This is a genomic window from Streptomyces sp. NPDC007189 (assembly GCF_040703635.1).
Classification (GTDB): Bacteria; Actinomycetota; Actinomycetes; order Streptomycetales; family Streptomycetaceae; genus Streptomyces.
Genome location: NZ_JBEYEY010000010.1, coordinates 232,783 through 256,537, shown reverse-complemented (window position 1 = coordinate 256,537; position 23,755 = coordinate 232,783). Strand labels below are relative to the sequence as shown.

At 71.1% G+C, this 23,755-nt stretch carries 25 protein-coding genes; 9 read left to right on the top strand and 16 right to left on the bottom strand.

Annotation, left to right across the window (positions count from 1 at the left end; all coding sequences use genetic code 11):
* Positions 1-152: 152 nt before the first annotated feature.
* The 10 genes from AB0950_RS22130 to argG all read right to left on the bottom strand — a co-directional run bounded on the left by AB0950_RS22130 (position 153) and on the right by argG (position 9,660).
* A complete protein-coding gene (locus tag AB0950_RS22130; RefSeq protein ID WP_360155984.1) occupies positions 153-1,094 on the bottom strand; it encodes an RNA polymerase sigma-70 factor in 942 nt (313 codons plus the stop codon).
* 222 nt (positions 1,095-1,316) lie between these two features.
* Positions 1,317-1,781: a DUF6624 domain-containing protein gene (locus AB0950_RS22125; protein WP_360572882.1), complete on the bottom strand. Its 465-nt coding sequence runs from the start codon at positions 1,779-1,781 to the stop codon at positions 1,317-1,319.
* Between the two features lie 17 nt (positions 1,782-1,798).
* A complete protein-coding gene (locus AB0950_RS22120; protein WP_360155990.1) occupies positions 1,799-2,536 on the bottom strand; it encodes a hypothetical protein in 738 nt (245 codons plus the stop codon).
* A gap of 77 nt (positions 2,537-2,613) precedes the next feature.
* A complete protein-coding gene (locus tag AB0950_RS22115) occupies positions 2,614-4,065 on the bottom strand; it encodes a cytosine permease (RefSeq protein WP_360155993.1) in 1,452 nt (483 codons plus the stop codon).
* Between the two features lie 250 nt (positions 4,066-4,315).
* The gene (gene ykgO / locus AB0950_RS22110; protein ID WP_360155996.1) at positions 4,316-4,438 is read right to left on the bottom strand and encodes a type B 50S ribosomal protein L36; all 123 of its coding nucleotides are present in this window, start codon (positions 4,436-4,438) and stop codon (positions 4,316-4,318) included.
* Between the two features lie 81 nt (positions 4,439-4,519).
* Complete coding sequence (gene rpmG / locus AB0950_RS22105) at positions 4,520-4,684, bottom strand: 50S ribosomal protein L33 (RefSeq protein ID WP_330336149.1); 165 nt, start codon at positions 4,682-4,684, stop codon at positions 4,520-4,522.
* A 150-nt stretch (positions 4,685-4,834) separates the two neighbouring features.
* Complete coding sequence (locus AB0950_RS22100; RefSeq protein ID WP_366779264.1) at positions 4,835-5,911, bottom strand: acyl-CoA desaturase; 1,077 nt, start codon at positions 5,909-5,911, stop codon at positions 4,835-4,837.
* Between the two features lie 125 nt (positions 5,912-6,036).
* Positions 6,037-7,035, bottom strand: a complete 999-nt coding sequence (gene gap, locus AB0950_RS22095) for a type I glyceraldehyde-3-phosphate dehydrogenase (RefSeq protein ID WP_360156003.1) — start codon at positions 7,033-7,035, stop codon at positions 6,037-6,039.
* A 120-nt stretch (positions 7,036-7,155) separates the two neighbouring features.
* Positions 7,156-8,109 carry a helix-turn-helix domain-containing protein gene (locus tag AB0950_RS22090; RefSeq protein WP_366779263.1) on the bottom strand — a complete coding sequence of 318 codons (954 nt, stop codon included), beginning with the start codon at positions 8,107-8,109 and terminating at the stop codon, positions 7,156-7,158.
* Between the two features lie 96 nt (positions 8,110-8,205).
* Positions 8,206-9,660 (bottom strand): argininosuccinate synthase, encoded by a 1,455-nt coding sequence (gene argG / locus AB0950_RS22085; protein WP_366779262.1) that lies wholly within the window; start codon positions 9,658-9,660, stop codon positions 8,206-8,208.
* Between the two features lie 155 nt (positions 9,661-9,815).
* Here argG and AB0950_RS22080 point away from each other — a divergent pair, with 155 nt between their 5' ends.
* Complete coding sequence (locus AB0950_RS22080; RefSeq protein ID WP_360156012.1) at positions 9,816-10,619, top strand: DUF427 domain-containing protein; 804 nt, start codon at positions 9,816-9,818, stop codon at positions 10,617-10,619.
* A gap of 11 nt (positions 10,620-10,630) precedes the next feature.
* Here AB0950_RS22080 and AB0950_RS22075 read toward each other — a convergent pair whose 3' ends face one another.
* From AB0950_RS22075 to AB0950_RS22065, 3 genes are all read right to left on the bottom strand, one after another.
* The gene (locus tag AB0950_RS22075) at positions 10,631-11,548 is read right to left on the bottom strand and encodes a TIGR03564 family F420-dependent LLM class oxidoreductase (protein ID WP_360156015.1); all 918 of its coding nucleotides are present in this window, start codon (positions 11,546-11,548) and stop codon (positions 10,631-10,633) included.
* 163 nt (positions 11,549-11,711) lie between these two features.
* Complete coding sequence (locus AB0950_RS22070) at positions 11,712-13,370, bottom strand: penicillin-binding transpeptidase domain-containing protein (protein WP_360156018.1); 1,659 nt, start codon at positions 13,368-13,370, stop codon at positions 11,712-11,714.
* Positions 13,371-13,539: 169 nt separating this feature from the next.
* On the bottom strand, positions 13,540-14,106 hold the full coding sequence (locus AB0950_RS22065) for a helix-turn-helix domain-containing protein (RefSeq protein WP_366779261.1): 567 nt from the start codon (positions 14,104-14,106) through the stop codon (positions 13,540-13,542).
* Between the two features lie 84 nt (positions 14,107-14,190).
* On the opposite strand from AB0950_RS22065, the gene AB0950_RS22060 reads away from it, so the two are divergent.
* Positions 14,191-15,114, top strand: a complete 924-nt coding sequence (locus AB0950_RS22060; protein ID WP_366779260.1) for an SDR family oxidoreductase — start codon at positions 14,191-14,193, stop codon at positions 15,112-15,114.
* A 5-nt stretch (positions 15,115-15,119) separates the two neighbouring features.
* On the opposite strand, the gene AB0950_RS22055 is transcribed toward AB0950_RS22060, so the two are convergent.
* Positions 15,120-15,848, bottom strand: coding sequence for a TioE family transcriptional regulator (locus AB0950_RS22055; protein WP_366779259.1), 729 nt, complete (start codon positions 15,846-15,848; stop codon positions 15,120-15,122).
* A gap of 103 nt (positions 15,849-15,951) precedes the next feature.
* On the opposite strand from AB0950_RS22055, the gene AB0950_RS22050 reads away from it, so the two are divergent.
* From AB0950_RS22050 to AB0950_RS22025, 6 genes are all read left to right on the top strand, one after another.
* Complete coding sequence (locus AB0950_RS22050) at positions 15,952-17,121, top strand: erythromycin esterase family protein (RefSeq protein WP_366779258.1); 1,170 nt, start codon at positions 15,952-15,954, stop codon at positions 17,119-17,121.
* The gene (locus AB0950_RS22045) at positions 17,118-17,516 is read left to right on the top strand and encodes an ACT domain-containing protein (RefSeq protein ID WP_366779257.1); all 399 of its coding nucleotides are present in this window, start codon (positions 17,118-17,120) and stop codon (positions 17,514-17,516) included. The genes AB0950_RS22050 and AB0950_RS22045 overlap by 4 nt, the downstream gene beginning before the upstream one ends.
* A 103-nt stretch (positions 17,517-17,619) precedes the next feature.
* Positions 17,620-18,414: a hypothetical protein gene (locus tag AB0950_RS22040; protein ID WP_360156036.1), complete on the top strand. Its 795-nt coding sequence runs from the start codon at positions 17,620-17,622 to the stop codon at positions 18,412-18,414.
* A gap of 106 nt (positions 18,415-18,520) precedes the next feature.
* A complete protein-coding gene (locus AB0950_RS22035; protein WP_360156039.1) occupies positions 18,521-18,742 on the top strand; it encodes a class I SAM-dependent methyltransferase in 222 nt (73 codons plus the stop codon).
* A 243-nt stretch (positions 18,743-18,985) separates the two neighbouring features.
* Complete coding sequence (locus AB0950_RS22030; RefSeq protein ID WP_360156042.1) at positions 18,986-19,969, top strand: MerR family transcriptional regulator; 984 nt, start codon at positions 18,986-18,988, stop codon at positions 19,967-19,969.
* Between the two features lie 214 nt (positions 19,970-20,183).
* Positions 20,184-20,849, top strand: a complete 666-nt coding sequence (locus AB0950_RS22025) for a hypothetical protein (protein ID WP_360156045.1) — start codon at positions 20,184-20,186, stop codon at positions 20,847-20,849.
* A gap of 116 nt (positions 20,850-20,965) precedes the next feature.
* Here the strand turns inward: AB0950_RS22025 and AB0950_RS22020 are convergent, their stop codons facing one another.
* Positions 20,966-21,922 carry a hypothetical protein gene (locus AB0950_RS22020; RefSeq protein ID WP_360156048.1) on the bottom strand — a complete coding sequence of 319 codons (957 nt, stop codon included), beginning with the start codon at positions 21,920-21,922 and terminating at the stop codon, positions 20,966-20,968.
* Between the two features lie 89 nt (positions 21,923-22,011).
* Between AB0950_RS22020 and AB0950_RS22015 the strand changes: the two genes are divergently transcribed.
* Positions 22,012-22,536, top strand: a complete 525-nt coding sequence (locus AB0950_RS22015) for a GNAT family N-acetyltransferase (protein ID WP_360156051.1) — start codon at positions 22,012-22,014, stop codon at positions 22,534-22,536.
* Here the strand turns inward: AB0950_RS22015 and AB0950_RS22010 are convergent.
* On the bottom strand, positions 22,527-23,711 hold the full coding sequence (locus AB0950_RS22010) for an MFS transporter (protein ID WP_366779256.1): 1,185 nt from the start codon (positions 23,709-23,711) through the stop codon (positions 22,527-22,529). The two genes, AB0950_RS22015 and AB0950_RS22010, sit on opposite strands and share 10 nt — an antisense overlap.
* Between the last annotated feature and the right edge of the window lie 44 nt (positions 23,712-23,755).

Here is a 23,755-nt window from a genome sequence, read left to right as displayed (position 1 = left end):
ACCGAGAAACGCCGACGCATTCGTCGACGACGCCCGCCGCCGCGAGTGTCGACTTCCGGAGAACTCGGTGCCGACCTTTATAAACTCAACCCGGACCGGACCTCAACACGGCATTTTCCTGACACAGGTCCCGGACGCCAGAGATACTGCCGTCAGATCTCCCCTTCCCGGCCGGCCGTGTCGTGCCGGGCGCGCTGTGCTTCGCGCAGCAGCGCCCAGGCGTCCGCGACGGGACCCATGTGGCCGAGCTTGTCGGGGTTGCTGACCGTGCGAATCGCCTGGATCCGCCCGCCGAGGATGTCGAGGGTCCAGATGTTGACGACCTTGCCGTCACGGTCGCGGAGGACCGCGCCGGGCCGGCCGTTGACCTCGCGTGGCTCCACCACGCCCCCGATGGCGAGGAACGGCACGAGGAGGGTGTCGAGCATCCGGCACATCTGGTCGACGCCGTGGATGCCGCCGGCCCACCGGGGAGCCTTGCCGCCGCTGTCGGCGACCATCTGGACGTCGGCGGCGAGGAGTTGACGCAGCCCGTCGACGTCACCCTCCTTCAGGGCGGCGAAGAACCGTACGGCGAGTTCCTCGCGTTCCCTGCGGTCGGCCTCGAAGCGGGGCCTGCCCGCGTCCATGTGGCGGCGCGCGCGTACGGCGAGCTGGCGGCAGGCCGCCTCGGAGCGGCCCACGGCCGAGGCGATCTCGGGGAACCCGAAGGCGAACACCTCGCGCAGGACGAACACCGCCCGCTCGAGGGGGCTGAGCCGCTCCAGCAGGAGCAGGGACGCCATGGACAGGGAGTCGGCCAGTTCCGCCGAGTGCTCGGGGTCCTGGTAGGGGTCGGTGAGCAGCGGTTCCGGGAACCACGGTCCGACGTACTCCTCGCGCCGGACCCGGGCCGAGCGCAGCACGTCGATGGAGATCCGGGTGACCGTGGCCGAGAGGAACGCCCTGACCGAGGCCGGCCGGCTGGGCGAGAGGTCGTAGCGCAGCCAGGTCTCCTGGACCGCGTCCTCGGCCTCGGTCACGCTGCCGAGGACGCGGTAGGCGATGGAGAACAGCAGCGGCCGCAGCTCCTCGAACTCCTCGACCCGGCTCACGCGGGCCTCTCCTGCCCTGGATCGGGCCTACCCGGCACGAACACGCGCATGACCATCACCTCTCGGATCCCAAGTCGCTCTCCGAGATCTCAGACGAAACAGCCCGCTGATCTGTGACATGGGGGTTGGGGTCTCATACGGCCCACCTGCGGATGCGTCCCGTGGGAGGGGTACGGCGGGCTCACCGCGACGTGCGGGTTTCGCTCGTCACGGGCGAGATCCTCAGGCCATCCGGAACGTGGCAACGTACTCGTCGAAAGGCTCGATGCCGGCTTCCGCGCGGAGTTCGTCCATGCGCTCGGGCTCTTCGCAGGGCCACGGAACCGGGACCCCGTCCTTCACGCCGGCGATCTGAGTGCCGTAGATCTGCATGCGGCCCTCGTTGACCCGCGTGCGGTCGCGCAGAAAGGCCAGCTCGCGCGGGCCGACCGAGCCTGCCGACACCGCCTGCTCCATCAGCTGCAGGGCGCGACGCTGGATGTCGAGCTGCCGGTCGGCGTGCTGCGCGATCAGCCATGCCGCGCGTGCGGCGTCCTCGCCGACCATGTCCGCGGTCGGCCAGCCGTACTCCTCCATGATCTCGCCGAGTCGGTCACCGTGCCGTGCGGTCAGCCGGCGCCACGCCAGCTGCTCGGCGGGGTCGTCGCTGTTCGCGTGGACCGAGGACTGGTGATCGGCCGCTGCCATGGCCTTGATCCTTCCGGTCACTTCAGGATGTTGACCGCACGGGCCACCACGAGGACCACGGTCACGAGGGACACCGACGACTGCAGCATCATCAGCATCTTCGACCAGCGGGAGAGCGGCATGACGTCGGTCGGGCTGAAGGCGGTGGCGTTGGTGAAGGAGAGGTAGAGGTAGTCCAGGAAGGCCGGTTCCCAGTCCGGCGGTGCCAGTTCCGGGCTCTGCATCTGCACGAAGAGGAAGTCGGGGAACTGGTGCTGCCCCTCGACACGGGCCATGGGCCCGCCCCGGTCCCACTCCCAGTACCACAGGGCGAACACGATGACGTTCGTCACCCAGATGATGCCGCCGGTGAGCAGGAGCGGAACCGCGCCGCCTGCCCCTTCACCGCTGACCAGCTCCCCCACGAGCCGGACCGCCGACCAGCCGTTGGCCAGAGTGATGACACCGGTCAGGGTCAGGCCCAGGTACCGCAGCAGCCGGGTGCGGGGCTCCACTCGCCGTGGATTGGCCGCGACGAGCCCGGCCAGCAGCACCAATTCCAGCGCGGGCAGCACCCAGACCGTGCGCAGGAGAATGAGCCGGTGCGGCAGCATCCACTGCAGGGCGACGGCCGCGAGGATCACCGCCGTCACCGTCCAGCGTGGCTCGCCGCGGGTCACCCGGCGCCAGGCCGGCACCAGTTCCCGCTCGCCGCTCTCCAGCAGCCGCTGGATCCTGTTCAGCCGGCTCCGGGCGTCGTCCGTGTCGTCGTTCATGACCATGATTGTCCAGGCCGGGCGCCGGCCGGTTCACGACCGGCGTCCCTCCGCCCGGCAGAGGCCGCGCGTCCGGTTCAGGGCTCGCGGTGTTCGTGTGCCGCCTGCTCCAGCGCCTGTGCCTCTGCCTGGGCGATGCGTGTCTCGGCCGCGACGTCGATCGAGCGGGTCAGCCACCAGTACAGCAGCGCGGCGACCGGGAGGCCGATGAACAGGGAGATGTCGGCTCCGCCCAGCGCCTTGGCGGCGGGGCCGACGTACAGGGTGCCGACGGAGAAGAAGGGGATCATGGCGGCGAAGCCGACCAGGTACGCGATGATGCCGTGCCAGCCCCAGCGGCCGTAGATGCCGCGCGGGTTGAAGATCTCCGCGATGGCGTAGTGCCCGCGGCGCACCACGTAGTAGTCCATGAGGTTCACCGAGGTCCACGGAATGAACAGGTAGAGCACCAGCAGCAGGAAGTTGTTGAAGTTCGTCAGGAAGTTGGCGGTCGCGGCCAGCGCGCCGATCAGTGAGAGCGCCGCCGTCAGGCCGATGGTCAGCAGTCGCACGCCCAGGGTCGGGCGCACCCGTTTGAACGAGTCGATGGCGCTGATGAGGGTCAGCGAACCGCCGTACATGTTCAGCGCGGTGACGGACACCAGGCCCAGGGCGGCGAAGAGCAGCACGATCGCGCCGAAGCCGTCGAACACCTTGTCTCCGGCGGCGTTGATCGACTTGATGGTGTCGAAGTCCTTGCCGGCCCAGGCGGCCAGCAGCGAGCCGAGGACCATCAGCCAGATGCCGCCGAGGGCGGAGCCGAAGTACGTCCAGTAGAAGGTCTTGCGGACCGTCACGTCCGGCGGCAGATAGCGGGAGTAGTCCGAGACGTAGATGGCCCAGCTGATCTGATAGCCGGCGACGACGCCGAACTGTGCGAGGAACGGCGTCCACTTGAAGGCGCCGAGGTCGAAGGCGCCCGCCGGGTAGTGCAGGGTGACGAGGACGCCGACGGTGAAGATGCCGAAGATGACCAGGAAGGTGTAGGTCAGCACCCGCTCGGCCTTGTGGATGATGTCGTAGCCCACCAGCGCGATGACGAGCGCGACCACGGTGACGATCACCACCCACAGGTGGACGCCGCCGTGCACGGTGGTGTGCAGGGAGTCGGCGGCGAGGATGCTGTTGAAGACGTTGAACCCCGCGTACTGCACATACGCGAAGAGCCACACCAGCAGCGCGCCGACATAACCGAACTGGGGCCGCGACTGGATCATCTGCGGCAGGCCCAGCTGGGGTCCCTGCGCCGAGTGGAAGGCCATGAAGAAGGTGCCGAGGACGGTACCGGCGACGATGGCCAGCAGCGACCAGATGAGGTTGCCGCCCTCGGTGATGCTGATCAGCCCCACGGCCAGGGTGGCGATCTGCGCGTTCGACATGAACCACAGCGGGCCCAGATGCCACAGCTTGCCGTGCCGCTCGTCGAGGGGGACGTAGTCGATGGACCGGACCTCGAGCCCGGACACCCGTGACTCGACTGATGTGCTCATGACGCCTCCCGGCGGCCAGTGTGTCTCTGGGACACATTGTGATCCGTGGGGGCCGTGGTGACGAGGGGAGTGACATGAGCAGCGATGCTCGGCAGGCGAAGCACAGAAGGCGATGTGTTTGGATGGTCACCTTCCGCAGCCGGGCCGATGCCGCCCCGGAAACGCGGTGGACCCGGCCCGCCCCCGTGCGGGGCAGGACCGGGTCCATGTCGTCTCTGCAGCGGTCGCCGTCAGCCCTCACGGGCCTCGGTCAGCCCTGGCGCGCCTTGAAGCGCGGGTTCTTCTTGTTCACCACGAAGACCACACCGCGGCGGCGCACCACCTGGGCGCCGGGCTTGGACTTCAGCGAGCGCAGGGACGCGCGTACTTTCATGGCGGGGTTCTCCTCGTACTCGGAGGCACACGGCGGTCGGCCGCGGACCGGGGTGGTGGGAAGGGGCGCCGGCGGCGTGGGTCAGCGTTCCTCGCGGAACGCGACGTGCCGGCCGGCGACCGGGTCGTACTTGCGCAGGACGAGCCGGTCGGGGTCGTTCTGACGGTTCTTGCGCGTCACGTAGGTGACGCCGGTCCCGGCGGTCGACTTCAGCCTGACGACGGGACGCACGGTGCTGCGTGCCATGAGGATCTCCCTTCACCGACACCCCGGAATTGGCCCGAGCATGTCAGCGATGGTCATAACGCCGCCGGCCGCTTCGGCATTCCCGGGGGTGCCGGCGCCGATGACCGCGCCTCCGGCCCGCGTCGGGCGGAGGATCTCCGGAGGCCGTCGTCAGGCGGCCCGGCGCTGCCGCCTGATCGGCTCTCCGACCCGGTGCAGGTGGGTGAGGGCCTCCCGGTAGGACTGGATCAGCCCGGTCTCGTGGTACGGCACGCCGATCTCCGCGCAGTACGCGCGGACGATCACCCGGGCCCGGCGGAGGTGGGGTGCGGGCATGCTCGGGAAGAGGTGGTGCTCGATCTGGTGGTTGAGTCCGCCGAGCAGGACGTCGGTGAGCCGTCCGCCGCGTACGTTGCGGGAGGTCAGGACCTGGCGGCGCAGGAAGTCGGGCCGCTCGTCACCGGTGAGGGTGGGCATGCCCTTGTGGTTCGGGGCGAACGTGCAGCCGAGGTAGACGCCGAAGAGGCACTGGTGCACGGCGAGGAACGCGACCGCCCTGCCGGGCGAGAGCACCAGGAACAGCGCGGACACATAGGCCGCAAGGTGCAGGAGGAGCAGGCCGGCCTCCAGGGCCCGGTGCTTCATGGCCGGCGAGCGCAGCGCCCGCAGGCTCGCCACGTGCAGGTTGAAGCCCTCCAGGGTGAGCAGCGGGAAGAACAGCCACGCCTGGTGGCCCCCGATGAGCCGGGCGAGGCCACTGCTTTCGCGGGCCTGGCCGCTGGACCACACCAGGATGTCCGGGGCGACGTCCGGGTCGAGGTCCTCGTGGTTGGGGTTGGCGTGGTGGCGGGTGTGCTTGTTCATCCACCAGCCGTAGCTCATGCCGATCCCGAGGTTGCCGAAGAGCCGGCCCCATGTCTCGCTCGGCCGGCCGCGCCGGAACACCTGACGGTGCGCCAGGTCATGGGCCACGAGGGCGACTTGGCCGAACACGAAGGCCAGGAAGGCGGCCACCGTCAGCTGCCACCAGGTGTCGCCGAGGGCGAGGAAGGCGCCCCAGCCGGCCGCCAGCAGCGCGCTCACCAGGGTGAGCCGTGCGGTGTAGTAGCCGGGGCGCCGCTTCATCAGTCCCGCCTCGGCGACACGCCGGGACAGCCGGGCGAAGTCGCTGCCGGCTCCGGAGCCGGAGGTGCGGGAACGGGCGGCCCGCGCCTCGGCGGTGACCGAGGCATGCGTGGAAAGGGTCATGCCGTCGAGTCTCGGCGCGCCCGTCCGGCCGGAACAGCCGGTCAGTCACCCGACGGGACAGGGGGCTTCCCCTACGGCGGCGCAGGGTGCTGCCACCACTGCCGGCCGCTGACCTGGCCTTCCGGTCAGTTCCGGGCGAGGAGTTCGAGGGTGTCGATCACGCGGTGGGAGAAGCCCCACTCGTTGTCGTACCAGGCGACCACCTTGATGTGCCGGCCGTCGACGCGGGTGAGGGCCGAGTCGAAGACCGAGGAGGCCGGGTTGCCGGTGATGTCGGACGACACGAGCGGGTCTTCCGAGTACTCCAGGATGCCGGCGAGCGGGCCCTGTGCCGCGGCGCGGTAGGCGGCCAGGACGTCGTCGCGGGTGACGTCGCGCGCGACGGTCGTGTTGAGTTCCACGATCGAGCCGACCGGCACCGGTACGCGGATCGAGTCGCCGGACAGCTTGCCGTCGAGGTTCGGCAGCACGAGACCGATGGCCTTCGCCGCGCCGGTGGTGGTCGGCACGATGTTGACGGCGGCGGCGCGGGCGCGGCGGGCGTCGCGGTGCGGGCCGTCCTGGAGATTCTGCTCCTGCGTGTAGGCGTGCACCGTCGTCATGAACCCGTGCTCGATACCGGCGAGTTCGTCCAGCACGGCGGCCAGCGGCGCGAGCGCGTTGGTCGTGCAGGAGGCATTGGAGACGATGGTGTGCAGGTCGGGGTCGTACGCGTCGGTGTTGACGCCGTACGCGAGGGTGACGTCGGCTCCGTCGGAGGGCGCGCTCACGAGCACCTTCCGCGCGCCTGCGTCGAGGTGTGCGCGGGCGGCCTTGGCCGAGGTGAAGCGGCCGGTGGCCTCGAGGACGATGTCCACGCCGAGGTCGGCCCAGGGCAGCCGGCCCGGCTCGCGCTCGGCGAGGACGGTGATGCGGCGGCCGTCGACGACGAGGGCGTCCCCGTCGGCGGTCACGGGGCGGCCGAGCCGGCCGGCCGTGGTGTCGAAGGCGAGCAGCCGTGCGAGGGTGGCGGGTTCGGTGAGGTCGTTCACGGCGACGACTTCGAGGTCGCTGCCGCGTTCGAGCAGTGCGCGCAGGACGTTGCGTCCGATGCGGCCGAATCCATTGATGGCGATGCGAGTCATGAGCGGTGATCGTCCCTTCGGATCCCACGGTTCCTTCGGCTCCCCATCAGCGTCGCGTGACGGGTCCGTTCGTGACCGTGTCGAGAGCGCCATGGTTCGCAAGGATCGCGCCAGGGCTACTTACGGCTGGGTGAAGGTGCGCCGGTACTCGCTCGGGGTGGTGCCGAGGATCTGCTGGAAGTGGGCCCGCAGGTTGGTGCCGGTGCCGAGTCCGACGTCGGCGGCGATCTGCTCGATGCTGCGCTCGGAGCGTTCGAGCAGTTCCCTGGCCAGGTCGATGCGGGCGCGCATCACCCACTGCATCGGGGTGTACCCGGTGTCCTCGACGAAGCGCCGGGAGAGCGTGCGCGGCGAGACCGCGGCATGCCTCGCGAGGACCGCGAGGGTGAGCGGCTCGCCGAGGTGGTGCAGGGCCCACTCGCGGGTGGCGGCGAACCGTTCGCCGATCGGCTCGGGCACGCTGCGCGGCACGTACTGGGCCTGGCCTCCGCTGCGATAGGGCGCGGCCACCAGGCGGCGCGCCGCGTGGTTGGACACGGCGACCCCGAGGTCCGTGCGCAGGATGTGCAGGCAGAGATCGATGCCGGAGGCGGCGCCGGCCGACGTCAGCACGCTGCCCTCGTCGACGAAGAGGACGTCCTCGTCCACTTGGATCAGCGGATGCTTCGCGGCGAGGGCCCGGGAGTAGTGCCAGTGGGTCGTGGCGCGTCTGCCGTCGAGCAGGCCCGTGGCCGCGAGGGCGAACGCCCCGGTCGAGATGGCGGCGAGCCGGGTGCCCCGGGCGTGGGCGGCGAGCAGCGCCTCGACGACGGGCGCCGGCGGGTCCTCGCGGTCCGGGAACCGGTAGCCGGGGATGAAGGCGATGTCCGCCCAGGCGAGCGCGTCGAGGCCGTGGGCGACGTGGTACGACAGCCCGTCGCCGCCCGTCACGAGTCCCGGCGCCGCCCCGCACACGCGCACCTCGTACGGCATGCTCGCGCGTGTCGTGAACACCTGCGCGGGGATGCCGACGTCGAGCGGCTTGGCGCCTTCGAGCACCAGGACGGCGACGCGTCGCAGACGGGGGGACGGCATGGGCCCCAGCGTACGAGAGGGGTGTACGACGACGGGCCCCGCCGGCGGTGTACCGGCGGGGCCCGCTGTCCAAGGGTCTTCGGCCGCTGAGCGGGATCAGTCGGTGCCGGACTCCATCGCGGCGCGGTCCAGCGCGGCGTCCTCCTCGGAGACCGCACCGCGGGAGGCGATGGCCTCGGCGCCGCCCTCGGGCAGTTCCGGCATGGTGCCGATCAGCCCGGTCGCGGCCGCCTGCGAGGCGCCGATGGTGGGGCTGCCGGTGCCGATCAGGCCGAGGCCGACGTACTGCTCGAGCTTCGCGCGGGAGTCGGCGATGTCGAGGTTGCGCATGGTGAGCTGGCCGATCCGGTCCACCGGACCGAAGGCCGAGTCCTCGGTGCGCTCCATGGACAGCTTGTCCGGGTGGTAGCTGAACGCCGGGCCCGTGGTGTCCAGGATCGAGTAGTCCTCACCCCGCCGCAGCCGCAGGGTCACCTCGCCGGTGATCGCGGCGCCGACCCAGCGCTGGAGCGACTCGCGGATCATCAGCGCCTGCGGGTCCAGCCACCGGCCCTCGTACATGAGGCGGCCCAGGCGGCGGCCCTCGTTGTGGTACTGGGCGAGGGTGTCCTCATTGTGGATCGCGTTGACCAGGCGCTCGTAGGCGGCGTGCAGCAGCGCCATGCCGGGCGCCTCGTAGATGCCGCGGCTCTTGGCCTCGATGATCCGGTTCTCGATCTGGTCCGACATGCCCAGGCCGTGGCGGCCGCCGATGGCGTTGGCCTCCATCACCAGGTCGACGGCGGTGGCGAACTCCTTGCCATTGACCGTCACCGGCCGGCCCTGCTCGAAGCCGATCGTCACGTCCTCGGTGGCGATCTCTACCTCGGGGTCCCAGAACCGCACGCCCATGATGGGCTCGACGGTCTCGATGCCGGTGTCCAGGTGCTCCAGCGTCTTGGCCTCGTGGGTGGCGCCCCAGATGTTGGCGTCGGTGGAGTAGGCCTTCTCCGTGCTGTCGCGGTAGGGCAGGCCGTGGGCGACCAGCCACTCCGACATCTCCTTGCGGCCGCCCAGCTCGGTCACGAAGTGCGCGTCCAGCCAGGGCTTGTAGATCCGCAGGTTCGGGTTGGCGAGCAGGCCGTAGCGGTAGAACCGCTCGATGTCGTTGCCCTTGAAGGTGGAGCCGTCGCCCCAGATCTGGACGTCGTCCTCGAGCATCGCCCGCACCAGCAGGGTGCCGGTGACGGCGCGGCCCAGCGGCGTGGTGTTGAAGTACGCCCGCCCGCCGGAGCGGATGTGGAACGCGCCGCAGGTCAGCGCGGCCAGGCCCTCCTCGACGAGGGCGGCGCGGCAGTCGACCAGGCGCGCGACCTCGGCGCCGTAGGTCTTCGCACGGCCGGGGACCGAGGCGATGTCGGGCTCGTCGTACTGACCGATGTCGGCGGTGTAGGTGCACGGGACGGCGCCCTTGTCGCGCATCCACGCGACGGCGACCGAGGTGTCGAGGCCGCCGGAGAAGGCGATGCCGACGCGCTCGCCGACCGGAAGGGAAGTGAGGACCTTGGACATAGGAAGAGTATGCATCATTACGCATGCCCATGCATAGCCCGGGTTCACAACCGGGTGAGTCGCTCCCGGTCCACCCTGGTAGGAGGCGCCGGACCTGGAGCACCCGAAGAGCCCGTCCGGAGAGCCCGAAGAACCGAAGAGAAGGAGATCCGGCCATGGCCACGCTCAGCACCGCCCAGTCGTTGCGCACCACCCCGGAAGGGCTGCTCTGGGAGCCCAGTGAGCGCTGGGTGCGGGGCCGGAAGGGTGAGGTCACCGTCGTCGACAGCCGGCACCCCGTCCTCGTGTGGGAGCCCGGCGTCCCCGTACCGCTGTACGCCTTCCCACGCGCGGAGGTCCGCGAGGACCTGCTGCGTCCGGCGCGGAACCCGCCCCTCGGAGCGCACACCGGCTCGACGGTCTTCTACGACCTCGCGGTGGCCGGCGAACTGCTGGAGAACGCGGCCTGGACGTTCCCCGCGAAGGACCTGGCCGGCCACATCGCCTTCGAGTGGTCCGAGCGCACCGGCCGGGGCCTGGACCACTGGTACGAGGAGGAAGAGGAGATCTTCGTCCACCCTCGTGACCCGCACAAGCGGGTCGACGCCCTGCCCGGCAGCCGGCACGTGGTCGTCGAGATCGGCGGGCGGGTCGTGGCCGACAGCCGCCGTCCGGTGCTCCTGTTCGAGACCGGCCTGCCCACCCGCTACTACCTCCCCCGCGAGGACGTCCGCCTCGACCTGTTCGGCCCCAGTGACCACCGCACCGGCTGCCCCTACAAGGGCACGGCCGTGTACTGGTCCTGGCGCGGCGGCGAGGCGGACGTGCCGCCCGATGTCCTGTGGAGCTACCCGGAGCCGCTGCCCGCGGTGGGCGCGATCAAGGGGCTGCTCGCCTTCTACAACGAGGCCGTCGACCTCACCGTGGACGGCGAACGCCTCCGGCGCCCGGTCACGCACTTCAGCAGGACGCCGTCCTGAGGGCGGACGGCTCAGCCGGCCGCCAGCTCGCCGAGCAGTTTCCAGGTACGGCGCCGGTCCGCGTCGCCACCCAGGTCGGTCGCCGTGAACACCACCTCCGTCGCCCCGGCCTCGCGATAGCGGCGTACCTCGGCGGCGACGGTGTCCTCGTCGCCGATGACGGCGATGTCGGCGGCCCGGGTGCCGCCGGACAGCTCGATCACGCGCTGGTAGGACGGGAACCTCTCGTAGAAGGAGAGCGTCTCGGTCGCGGCCTGCCGTACCGCCTCGACGTCGGCGGTGACGACGCCCGGCACGAAGGCGACGATCCGCGGCGCCGGCCGGCCCGCCGCCTCGGCCGCCGCGGTGACGGCGGGCACGATGTGGTCGGCCAGGGCACGCGGTCCCGCCAGCAGGGGAAGGATGCCGTCGGCCAGTTGCCCGGACACGCGCAGGGCCTGCGGTCCCATGGCGGCGACGAGGACCGGCACCGGCGGCTGGTCGCCCGGTACGGACGCGGGCAGCGGGGTGGTGGCCGTCAGCAGCTCGCCGTGGAAGTCCGCGCTGCCGGTCTCCAACAGGGGGCGCAGGGCGGTGAGGAACTCGCGGAGCCGGGCGACGGGGCGTTCGTACGGGATCCCGAAGCCGGTCTCGGTGAGGTGCTTGGTGCCGAGCGCGAGCCCGAGGTGGTACCGGCCGGCCGTGGCGGCCTGGGCCGTCTGGGCCTGGCCGGCGACGATCAGGGGGTGCCGGCCGAAGACGGGGATCGCGGCGGTGCCGACCTGGAGGCCGGGCACGTCGCGGCCGACGATCGCGGCCAGCGTCGGGGAGTCGTAGGAGAAGGTCTGCCCGAACCACGCCGAGCGCAGTCCGGCCTCGTGGGCCTCGCGGGCGAGGCCCACGACGGTGTCGATCGGGTCCTGGTGATGGAGCGCTACACCGATGGTCATGCAGGGGCCAACCGGCAGGCCCGACACCGGCATTCCGCCTTCCGTACGACAAGTTCATGTCGGCCGTGTGAACCGTGCGCGCGCTCCCTCACGCCGGCAGGCCGAAGCTGCCGACCCGTTCGACCTGGTCTTCACCGACGCCGACAAGCCCGCCAAGGCGGGGTCAGCTGCCGGTCAGCAGCCGTCGTACGACATAGCCCGCGGAGTCCACGCCCGAGCTGCCGCCCTCGACGAGTGCCGCGACCGAGATGCGCGCGTTGTAGGCGGTCAGCCAGCCGTTGGTGTGGTCGCCCTCCTCCGCGGTGCCGGTCTTGGCGCCCACGCCGACCAGTCCGCCCAGTCGCGGAGCTGCTGTTCCGCTGGTGGCCACGTTGCGCATCATCGACTGCAGGTACCCGGCCGTGCGGGGCGAGATGGGCCGGGACGCCGTCTGCTGGTGCTGCCCCGGCAGGATGATCGGCTGCTTGAACCCGGCGCCCCGGACGGTGGCCGCCACGGACGCCATGAACAGGGGCGTGGCCGTGACCTTGCCCTGGCCGATGAACTGGGCCGCCTGGTCGCCGCCCTGGACGTCCGGCGGGATGCTCGGGTCGGTGGTGGCGACCCCGCCGCCGATGGACCAGCTGCCCATGCCGAAGACGCTCGCCGCCTCCTCGTGCAGGGCGGAGGCGTCGCCGTTATTCACCAGGTAGTGGAAGCCGTCCTTGATGAAGGAGGTGTTGCACGACACCGTGAACGCCTGGGCCAGGGAGGAACCGGGGTTGGCCCGCACACCGGAGTCGTTGTGGAACAACTGGCTGTTGGCCGTCAGCGAGTCGGTGCAGGGCGCCGGGCTGCTCGGCGTGAGGCCCGCCTTGTCGAAGAGGGCCGCCGAGGTGATGATCTTCATCGTGGAGCCGGGCGACTTGATGCCGTTGATGGCGATGTCCCCGTCGTCGCCGGAGTGCGCGAGGGCGAGGATGTGACCGCTGCGCCAGTCGAGCGCGACGGTCCCGGCGGGCTTCTGCTGCAGATGGGCGTCGTTCACCGCGTGTTCGGCCACCGTCTGCAGGCCGGCGTCGATGGTCGTCCTCACCACCGCCGGGCGGCCCTTGACGAAGACCTTCAGCGTCTTCACACCGGCGCCGCTGCCGTCGACCACGGCCACACCCGTGCCGGGCTTGCCGCCCGTGGGCTTGGCGTTCTCGCCGATCGTGGCCGCGATGTCCTTGAGTGAGGCGAAGCCGGACAGATCGGTCTTGCCGTCGCTCGCGACGACCTTCGCGGGGGTGGCGTCGGACGGCAGCGTGCCCGCGGTCAGCGACTGGTCGTCGCCCAGGCCCGGGTAGAGCACCGAGTTGTTCCAGTGGACCGCCGAGCGGCCGTTGGTGCTCTTCAGCACGGCCACCGCGCTCGGGTAGCTCCAGGTGCCGCCCGCGACCTCAGCGGTGACGTCGAAGGTGACCTTGGTGGCGCCCGGCGTCACCGACGAGGGCCCCACGGACACGACGTGAGCGAACGACAGCTTCTTCAGGTGCAGTCCGTCGGCGTACGCCCGCAGCGCCTGGGATGCGGTGGCGGGTACGTCGGTGTCGCCCGCCGCACCGTCCAGGTGCTTCTGGGACCAGCCGTCCAGGAAGGCGCGGGCTCGCTTCACCGCCTCGGCGTCCGAGGGCGGCGTGCTCGACACGGCCGACGAGTCGAAAACGCGCGCGTCCTGGGAGTCTCCGCCATCCGCAGAGCCCGAGGTCAGGCCGTGCACGATGTGGTAGGTACCGATCCCCCCGAGGGCGAGCAGCGCGGTGCAGGTACCGGCAAGGCCGATCTTCACAGCTCTGTTCATGCGAAGGATCGTATGTACGTTCCATGTAAGCGCGTGCTGATCTCCGGTGGATCGTTATCGGAACGTCAAGTACGGCCCCGCCAGGCGCCGATACCGCTGACGACGGCATGGATCGGGGGTGCCGGGACCCAACCGCCGTTCGGCTCATCGGAAGGAGCACGGGGTGTCCCTACGACCCCGAGGCCACCGCCTTCAGTTCGGTCAGCGACTCCCGGATCAGCTGCCGCATCGGGCGTTCCTCACCCGGCGCGATCCACCGTTCGAAGGCGACCTTGAACACGGCGACCCCCGCCTCGGCGGCCAGACTCGCGGTCGGCTCGGCGACGCCGCGACCGCGCAGGGTGCCGGCGAGCGCGGACGCCATCGACGCGAGTTTGATCAGCTCCCGCTCCTGGAGTTCCGCGTGCGCCGTGATCACGGCATGCCGCCGGCGCGCGTGCTCACGCCGGTCGGTGAACACCTCGGCGACCGAGTCCAGTCCGGCCGCCAGCGCGTCGAGCGGCGCCGCGGACCGCGGAGCGTCGGCGACCGTCCGCACGATGAGCGCCTCCAGATCGGCGGCGCCGGAGAAGAGCACCTCCCGCTTGTCGGCGTAGTGCCGGAAGAACGTGCGCTCCGTGAGCCCGGCCCGCTTGGCGATCTCGGCCACGGTCGTCTGCTCGTACCCGTGTTCCGCGTACAGCTCCAGTGCGGCCTTCGCCAAGCGTCCGCGCGCGTCCGGCTGCCATCTACCCATGCGGCGATCCTACCGGGATGACAGCGACTGACATCAGGTGTAGCGTCGATGTCAGTCACTGACATCGATTGTCTGGGGTCTTCCATGCGCATCTTCGTCACCGGCGCCTCCGGCTGGATCGGATCCGCCCTCGTACCCGAGCTCATCGACGCCGGCCACCAGGTCGTCGGGCTCGCCCGCTCCGAGGCCTCCGCCGCCGCGCTCGTCGCGGCCGGCGCGGAGCCCGTCCGCGGTACCGTCGACGATCTCGACCTGCTGCGGGACACGGCCGCCGCGTCGGACGGGGTGATTCACCTCGCCTTCAAGCACGACATCGCCTTCAGCGGCGACTTCAAGGGCGCCGCCGAGGCCGACCGGCGCGCCGTCGACGCCTTCGGCGCCGCGCTCGCCGGCAGCGACCGTCCCTTCGTCCTGGCGTCCGGCCTGGTCGGCCTCGCGTCCGGGCGGACGGCGACCGAGCAGGACAAGCCCACAGTGGACGGCTCACCTCTGTCGATCCGCGCCACGACGGCACAGGAGGTGCTGTCCTTCGCCGGACGCGGTGTCCGTTCCTCCGTGGTCCGGCTCTCGCCGACCTGCCACGGCGACGGAGACAACGGATTCATGGCGGCGCTGGTCGCCACCGCCCGCGCCAAGAGCGCCTCCGGCTACGTCGGCGACGGCGCCAACCGCTGGCCTGCCGTCCACCGCCTCGACGCCGCGCACCTGTTCCGCCTCGCCGTCGAGCGGGCTCCGGCCGGTTCCGTGCTCCACGGGGTCGCCGAGGAGGGCGTCGCGATCCGCGATGTCGCCGAGGTGATCGGCCGGCACCTCGATGTGCCGGCGGTCTCCGTGGCGCCGGAGGACGCGGCCGAGCACTTCGGCTGGCTGGCCGCCTTCGTCGGCCACGACTTCCCGGCGTCGAGCACCCTGACCCGCGAACTGCTGGACTGGAAGCCGACCCACCCGGGTCTCCTGGAGGACCTCGAGAAGGGGCACTACTTCCAGACCCCGGCCGACGTCGAGTGACGGGTTCAGGGACCGTGGTCGTGGCTCTTGGTGTCGAGGTGAGCCAAGTACTCCTGTAGGTGGGTGGCCGCGCGCAGCATGGCCAGGCCTTGTGCCGTGAGCCTGCGCTGCCAGGTCTCCAGGGACGCGGCGAGTGCGTCCGCGCCGCCGGCCGTACGGATCTGGTGGATCACGGTGGCGATGTGTTCCAGCGGATGCCCTCCGCGCCGCAGGAGGTGCGCGAGTTCGGCGTCGCGGACGTCGTCGGCGCGGAAGACCCGGTATCCGGTCGCCGGGTCCCGGGCCGGGGTGAGGATGCCGGCGTCCTCCCAGTTGCGCAACGTGGCCGCTGTGACGCCGAGTTGGTGGGCGAGTTCGCCGACCGTGCGGGTGCCGGGGTCCCGGGCGGGAGCGGGCGCTGATCCCGCCGTCAGATGCGTCACCGCTGTGCGTACCGCGGCGAGGGTGTCCCGGTCGCGGAGCAGCTGACCGTGGCCGCGGTCGATGAGCGTCAGCGCCTCGTCGAGTGCGTCGCGGTGCAGGGCGTTCATGATCTGGCCGGCCGTCGCGTATCCGTACGCCGGTACGAGCGAGAGGTAGGCGCGGAGCGCGGCGGCGTGCACCTCGGTGTAGATCCGGTAGCCGCTGCGGGTGCGCTCGGCGGGCGGGATGAATCCGTGCTGCTCGTAGTTGCGCACGGCCTGGGTCGAGATGCCGTGCTCGCGCGCGAGGTCGGTCGGTCGCAAGCAGATCACCGGTTGAGACTTTGGGACGCAGCTGATGGCCGCATGCACGGCATACCCGGCCACTGTAGCTTCCCAAGTCTCAACCGCCCTTTCAAGGATACGCTTGAGGCCCATGAGTCAGGACATCCGAGACTTCGTGACCCCCTCGTGCGGCCTTTTGGCGCTGGGTGAGCCGACCCACCGGGAACCGGCCTTCGGGCGGATCAGGAACGAACTGTTCGCCCAGCTGACCGCGTGCGGATTCCGGTCGATCGCCCTGGAGACCGACCGCGTGGCGGCGCTCGCCGTCGACGACTACGTCCAGGGCGGAGCCGGGAGCCTCGACGCGGTCATGCGCGAGGGCTTCTCCCACGGCTTCGGGGACCAGGAGGCCAACCGGCGGCTGGTCGGCTGGATGCGCGAGTACAACCGGCACCGGCCGCCGGAAGAGCGGCTTGCCTTCCACGGCTTCGACGCGCCGATGGAGACCATGAGCGCACCGAGCCCCCGGACCTATCTGGAACACGCCCGCGACTATCTGGGGCTCGACCTCGACATCGCAGGCCTCACCGGCGACGACGCCCGGTGGAGCCGAACGGAGGCCGTCCTGGACGCCGCCATGTCACCCGGCGCCACGCCCGAGGCCGAGCGGCTGCGGTCGATCGCCGACGACATGCTCACCACCCTCTACGCGCACGCCCCGCAACGGATCGCGGCGACCTCGCGCGACGAGTGGTTCAATGCCAGGATCCATCTCAGCGCCGGCTTGGGCCTGTTGCGCTACCACAGGCAGTCGGCCCGGCCCCTGGAGCGGAGCGCCCGGATAGCCGGTCTGGCAGCCGCCCGGGACGCGCTCATGGCCCAGAACCTCCTGGAGATCCGCGGCATCGAGGAAAAGCGTGGGGCGACCCTGGTGTTCGCGCACAACCACCACCTGAAGCGCAGCCCGAGCATCTGGGGTGAGGGAGACCTGGCCATCGAGTGGTCCGGCGCCGGGGCCATCGTGGGCGCGCTCCTGGGGTCGCGGTACGTCTGCGTCGCCGGCAGCCTGGGCCGCAGCGAGGTCCTCGGGCTGGAGGATCCCGCCCCGGACACGTACGAGGGCCTGCTGCAGGGCCGTATCCCCACCTGGGGTCTGGCAACGGCCACCGCTCCCCCGGACGCCCGCACCCGGACCGACACACGTCCCGAGCAGGCCTGCTTTCCGCTCGACCGGGCGACGCTCGATGCGGTGGACGCGGTCCTGCATGTCGGCGAACCCTCCCTCGCGAGCAGCCGTGCGGACCATAGTGTGGGTCCGTGACCGGCGAGACCGATCTGCAGACACTGCTGCGCGACCTGCGCCCGGAGCTGAATCCGGGCCGCTATGTCTTCACCATGGCGGAGGGCGGCGTGCCCTCCGGTGTCACCCCGGTGGTGACGGTGGCCGAACAGGAAGGGCTGACCCTCGTCGTGCCGCAAGCGGAGGCGGACGCGGCGGGCATGGCGTACGACTATGTGGCCGGGTGGATCACGTTGCGGGTCCACTCCGCGCCGGCCGCCGTGGGACTGACCGCCGTGGTCTCCCGCGCCCTCGCCGACGCCCACCTGAGCTGCAACGTCGTCGCCGGCTTCCACCACGACCACCTCTTCGTGCCTTACGAGGACGCCGAGCACGCAGTGGAGGTCCTGCGGCGACTGGCCCAGGGCTCTTCCTGAACCTGCCGTGCGGCGCGCCGGCGGTGCTGCCCGCCCTGTACTCGGCGCCCGGCGCCGCGTCGCACCCCTACCCCAACGGGCGGTCCGGGGCCATCGTGGAGCGATGACCCGCATCAGCCACTCGGTGATCGTCGCCTCCGTACCCCGTCCCTGGTTCGAGCAGGCTCTCTCCGTGGTCCTCGACGTGGTGAGCGGGACGCGCTCCGAGGACGGCCGGGTGCTGCTTCCCGACGGGCGGCCCGTGCCCGGCATGCGGCTGGTGAAGGGCGAACATCTCGCGCCGGGCGCGGTCTACGAGGCCGACTCCGAAGAGGGAGGGCACGGGACGCAGGAGCAGCTGCGGATCGTCGTACGGCGCTCGGGGAGCGAGCCGGCGGCGCGGCTGGAACACGTCCTGGGAGACGAGGACACGGTCACGGTCGTGGAGGGCGCGCTCCACGGCGTAGGGCACCCTGCCGCCGCCGAACTGCGCGGAACGCTGCGGAGCGCCGGCTGTTGGCCAACCCTCCGGCAGGCACACGGCGAGGCGCGTGTCGACTTTCGGGCGTGGTGGAAGGCGGCCGCGGGCCGGCGATTCTCCGGCGCGCCGTTCGAGGCGCGCCTGGAGCACCGCTTCGGCACGGCGCGGCTGCGGGCGGTGCCCCGGCCGCATGACGAAGGCCACTGGGAGATACGCCTCGTCGTGTCGCTCCGGGGCCGCTCGGTCATGCGCCCCGTGGCAGCGCTCGGTCTCCAGATGTTCCGCCGCCGACTGCGCGAGGCTTTCGCCGACGCGGTGGACAGGACAGCGCAGGTGTGGAACGAGACCGTCCCGAACACTCTTGCCCTGGACATGGGCGAACTCCGCACAGACATCCTGGACTCGGCCGCCTCACCACCGGAGGAGGCTCACCTGTGACGGCACACCCGGCCGACGAACAGGCCTGGATCACCTACGGCCGACGCCAACTGGCCGCCGGCTACTCTCCCCCGGTTCCGGACCGCCTCGACCGGGGCCTGATCCGATGTCGAGCACCCGCTTGCCGCGGACGTGCCACGCGGTCCACCTCGCCCGCGCGTACGGCGCCCTCGTCGACGGCGTCGACCTCTCTCCCACCCAGCACCGCCGCGCGCTCAAGGACCACGGATCGGAACCCGGTGTGCGCTTCGTGTGCGAGGACATCGCCGACCATCTGCGGCACGCGGAGCCGTACGACGTCGCGTACGCCCTGCGCACCTTCGCCTGAATCGATCCCGCGCATCTGCTGCCCGCTCTGCGGGACGGACTTCTCCCTGGCGCTCCGGTTGTCTTCTCGGCCCTGCACACCGACGCCGCCGGACAGGGGCCCTCCACCGTGGTCGCGCCCCGCCGGGAGGACATCCGGTTGCGCGACGAGGAGCCCATCCCGACGCTCCCTTGAGTCCAGTGGACCGGCGTACTCGCCCCTTGGAACGCCTTGACCTTGCCCCCGTGGGCAGGGTTTAGCGTGGTGGCCGAGGTGATCGCGATGAAGATCGGTGAGCTGGCGCATCTGGCCGGAGTGACGACGAAAGCCGTGCGGTACTACGAGTCGCTGGGGCTGATCACGCCCGCGCGTCTCGCCAACGGCTACCGGGACTACGGCGAGGACGACGTACGCCTCGTGCGGGAGATCAGGACGCTCCACCGGCTCGGTATCCCCGTCGAACGCACTCGCCCCTTCCTCGAGTGCCTGGCGGCCGGACGCGCACACGCGGACGACTGTCCCGCCTCCCTCGCGGGTTACCGCGAGGCCATCGACGAGCTGACCGAGCGCATCGAGGCGCTGACGGCCCGCCGCGCGACGCTGATCGCCAATCTGAACGCCGCCGCCCACCGGGGGAGCCGGATCGTAGCGCCCGCCAAGAGCGGCACCGGAGGCATGGATTATCTGACGCTGCCCGCGGACCTGCCCGCGCCCGAGGACGACGGCGCGGCGGACCACCTTCCCGGCACGAAGACGCCGAGCCTCACCCTGCTCGACACGGCGGGCCGCAGGGTCCGCCTGGACACGCTCGGTCCCCGCCGCACGGTCGTCTACGTCTACCCGCTCACCGGCCGCCCCGGCACCGACCTGCCCGAAGGCTGGAACTCCATCCCCGGCGCCCGCGGTTGCACCCCCGAGTCATGCGGCTTCCGCGACCACTTCCACGACCTCCTCGAAGCCGGCGCCGGCCGCGTCTACGGGCTGTCCAGCCAGGACACCGACTACCAGAGCGAGGTCGTGGAGCGTCTCGGCCTGCCCTTCGACATGCTCTCCGACCCCGCACTCGAACTGGCCGGCACACTCGGTCTGCCCACGTTCGAGGTCGACGGGATGCGGCTGTTCAAGCGCCTCACCCTGGTCCTCCACGCCGGTGTGGTCGAGCATGTCTTCTACCCGGTCTTCCCACCGAACGAGCACGCCCAGCAGGTTCTGAACTGGCTTCGGGAGAACCCGATTTCGCCCCTGTAGTGGTTCTCGCGCGTGACACGCGGGACGGGTGACACATGGAGCGGCCGCACAGGAGGAACGGCACACCTGCACGCCACGCACGGGATTCACTCGGTGAAAACCGCCGGACCATCCGTATCATCCATGTGTCGGGGGACCCGCAGGACAACTGCCGCTCCACGCTCGCCACAACAGCAGGCAGCGGAGCGCACCCGAGTCACGATTGGAGCCACAGATGCCTGAGCCCACCGCACCCGTCACCGAGTTGGCCTCGCAGTACGTCAGCCAGGTGACCAACGACCTCGAGCACAACGTCAAGGAACAGGAACGCATCACCGCCGAAATCCAGGCGCTGCAGGAGCAGTTGGCCGCGCTGCAGCACGACCAGACCATCCTGGTGAACATGCGGCAGGCCCTCGGTGTCGCGGCCTCGGTGGGCGCAACGGCCCCGGCCGAGGGAGCCGTCGTACCGGCCCCGCGCAAGAAGTCCACCACCGCTACCGGTCCGCGCCGCGCGCCGAAGAAGTCGGCCCCGGAGCCGGCCGAGCGCAAGAAGCAGCCCGCCAAGAAGCCCGCGGCGGCGAAGACCTCGCCGAAGAAGGCGTCCGCGAAGAAGGAGTCCGGTCAGGCGGCTCAGCCCACCCTCATCGAGCTCGTCCGCCGCCATCTCGCCGACCAGCAGGAGCCCCGGTCCGCGGCGGAGGTCGCCGAGGCGCTGGGCAAGGCGCATCCCGACCGGGAGATCCAGACCAAGGTCATCCGCACGACGCTGGAGAACCTGGTGGCCCGCAACAACGCCCAGCGCAGCAAGCAGGGCTCGTCCGTCTTCTACACCGTCACCAACACCTCCCAGCCGACATCGGAGAACACGGAGAAGTCCCCGTCCGACGCCGCCGGATGAGCCGTTGCCGCATCGCCCCGTCCCGCAGCACCGAGTGCCAGGGGTTTCGGAACGGGGCGATCCAGTAGCCTCCGAGTGACAACGGGAATTGACGGAACGTCAGGAGGATGTTCCGCTCACATCCCGGCGGTGGCCTTCTGGCGCGTCGTCTCGAACTCGGTCACCGGATCGCCGCCGGCCTGCCACGGCCATGCCGTGACCACGCCGCCGATCGCCTCGAACACGGAACCCGCCTCGGCGCGCCGGTCCGCGGCCACCAACGCGTAGGCGAGGAGATTGAGATCGGCAAGCGCCTTGGCGTGGCGGAGGAACCCCGGCTGGATCCAGGAGTGCGCGGCGCGGTCGAGGGCCTGCGCGGCGGTGACGTGGGACCAGTGGTTCCGCGCGACCAGTGCCTCGACTCCGCCGCGGTCGAGGATGGCGTGGTACTGGTCGACCTGCGCGGTGAGTTCGGTGGCCACGCAGGGCGCGTTGGCGGGCACACGGGCGCGCAGGGTGTCCACGAACTCCAGCACCTGGATGCGCGAGCCCCCCTCGTCCGGGCTGAGGTAGGACAGCATGTTCAGATAGGCCTCGCGGTTCCAGCGGTCACGCGCGAGCACCTCGTTCCACACCGCGAAGACCTCGGCCTGACGGCGGCGTTCCAGACGCGCCAGGGCGAGGAGAGCCACCCAGGGAGTGGGGTCTTCGGGGGCGAGTTCGGCGGCGCGCAGACACATCTCGACGGTGCCGGCGGGGTCCTCCGGACTCCCCTGGGCGCGGGCCTGCGCGACCCGGGTCCAGGCCTGCAGTACGAGCGCGTTCACGTTGCCGGGCTCACGGGTGGCCCAGGAGCGCGGCAGATGCGATCCGACGAGGTATCCGGCCAGGACGTCCAGGCGGTGCGTGCGGCGGTCCCAGTCGCCCGGATCCTGTTCCAGGAGGCGGGACATCTGCGCCACGCACAACTCGGTGGTCGCGATGGTGCCGGTCCTGGTGGTCGCCACAAGGGACTTCAGCAGCTTGCCCAGATCCTGGTCGTCCAGCTCAGGAGCGAGGCGGGCCCTTCTGCGGCGGCTGGAGAGAAATGCCATGCCCGGAGGCTAAAGCGAATCGGCGGGCACACAAGGGCTGGGCCGATATCGTTATGGTTTACACGTACAACTTGCCTATATTCCCTGTCATGCCCGAGATACAGCTGCTCCGCCCGGCTCATGCTCCCGCGCTGCTCGCCTTCGAGAGGGAGAACAGGGCCTATTTCGCGGCGTCCATCCCCGACCGGGGCGATGACTACTTCGCCCGTTTCGACGAGCGGCACCGCGCCCTGCTCGCCGAGCAGGAGACCGGGGCCTGTTACTTCCATGTGGTGGTCGGCGCCGAGGGCGAGGTGCTGGGACGGATCAATCTCGTGGACGTCGCGGACGGCGGCGCGGATCTCGGGTACCGGATCGCACAGCGCGCCGCGGGCCGGGGACTTGCCACGTGGGCCGTGCGGGAGATCTGCGTCCGTGCCGCCCGCGGTTACGGGCTGAGGGTGCTGCATGCCGCGGCCAGGGTCGACAACGCGGCCTCGCGGGCCGTACTGGCGCGCTCGGGGTTCACGGTCGTCGGCGAGACGACGCTGTCCGGCCGCCCCGGCCTGACCTACGCCCGCTCTCTCGCTGATCTCACCGCCGCTGCCGGTGCGCCGGTTGCCGGTCAGGGGTGATGGGGGGTTCGGGTACGGCAAGGAGGGCGAGCGTCGGGTACGGCGAGGGAGGCGAGCGGCGCACAGGCGGCCACCCCCGCCGCGGTGACCAGGGCGCCGGGGAGTGACCAGCCGGCGAGCGGGCCCGCGAGCGCCGCGCCCGAGGCGAACGCGGTGATCTTCAAGCTGGCGCCGGTGGTGAAGATCTGGCCGCGCAGGGCGTCCGGAGCCTCACGGTGGCGTACCGCGAACAGGGCGGTGAGTTGCGGCCCTTCGCCGATCCCGGCCAGCAGCAGGGACAGGACGAGTGCGGCCGGACGGGCCGTCGCCGCCAGCGCGAAGGCGCCGGCCTGGACGAGCGCTCCGGCCGGGATGATCGCGTCGGGGGCGACGGACCGCGGGAAACGTGCCAGTACGGCGTTGGCCGCCAGCGCGGAGACAGCGGCGCAGGACAGCAGCAGCGCGCCGCGTCCCGCTGCGCCGAGGGCGCGTTCGCCCAGGAGCGGGAGGCAGGCCGTCAGCATGCCCTGCGCGGCGCAGCACACGACCGAAGTCAGGGTCGCCCGCGCCAGGCGGGGATTGCGCACGATGACCCGCACCCCGGCGGCCAGGTCGCCGATCAGCGGACCCCGCTGCGCTTGCCGCCCCGGCGGACGGCGTGCCGGCAGGCTCCAGGCGGCGGGCGCCGCCGAGCCGATCAGCGCCGCCGACGCCACGACGGCCATCGAGGCCCCGAGCGCCTCGGCCAGGCCGCCGGCGAGGACCGGACCGGTCAGGCTCGCCAGGCCGAAGGTCATGGCATCGAAGGCGTTGGCCCGGGGCAGCCGGTCCGTGGTCACCACCCGTGGCAACTGCCCCGTCCAGCCGCCGGACAGTGCCGGGCCCAGCAGTCCGGTCAGCACGGCGATCGCCACGGTCACGGTGAACGGCAGCCGGCTCAGCCCGGCCAGGATCGACACCAGCCCGGCGGCATAGAGGGTGAGCGCCGCGGCCAGCAGCCGCCCCGGCCGCCGTTGCCGGTCGAGGACCGCGCCGAGCACCGGACCGCCCGCCGCCGCGGCGGCCGTGATGCCCGCCAGCAGCGCCGACGCCTGCGCCGCCGAACCGGCCACGGCGTAACCCGCCAGCATCAGCGCCGGCCCCGACATCTCGTCGCCGACGCGGGCGACCACGGCCCCCGCGGAATAGCACGCCATCGCGTAACGCCTTGTCACGGGCGAGACGTTACGCAGGTAACTGA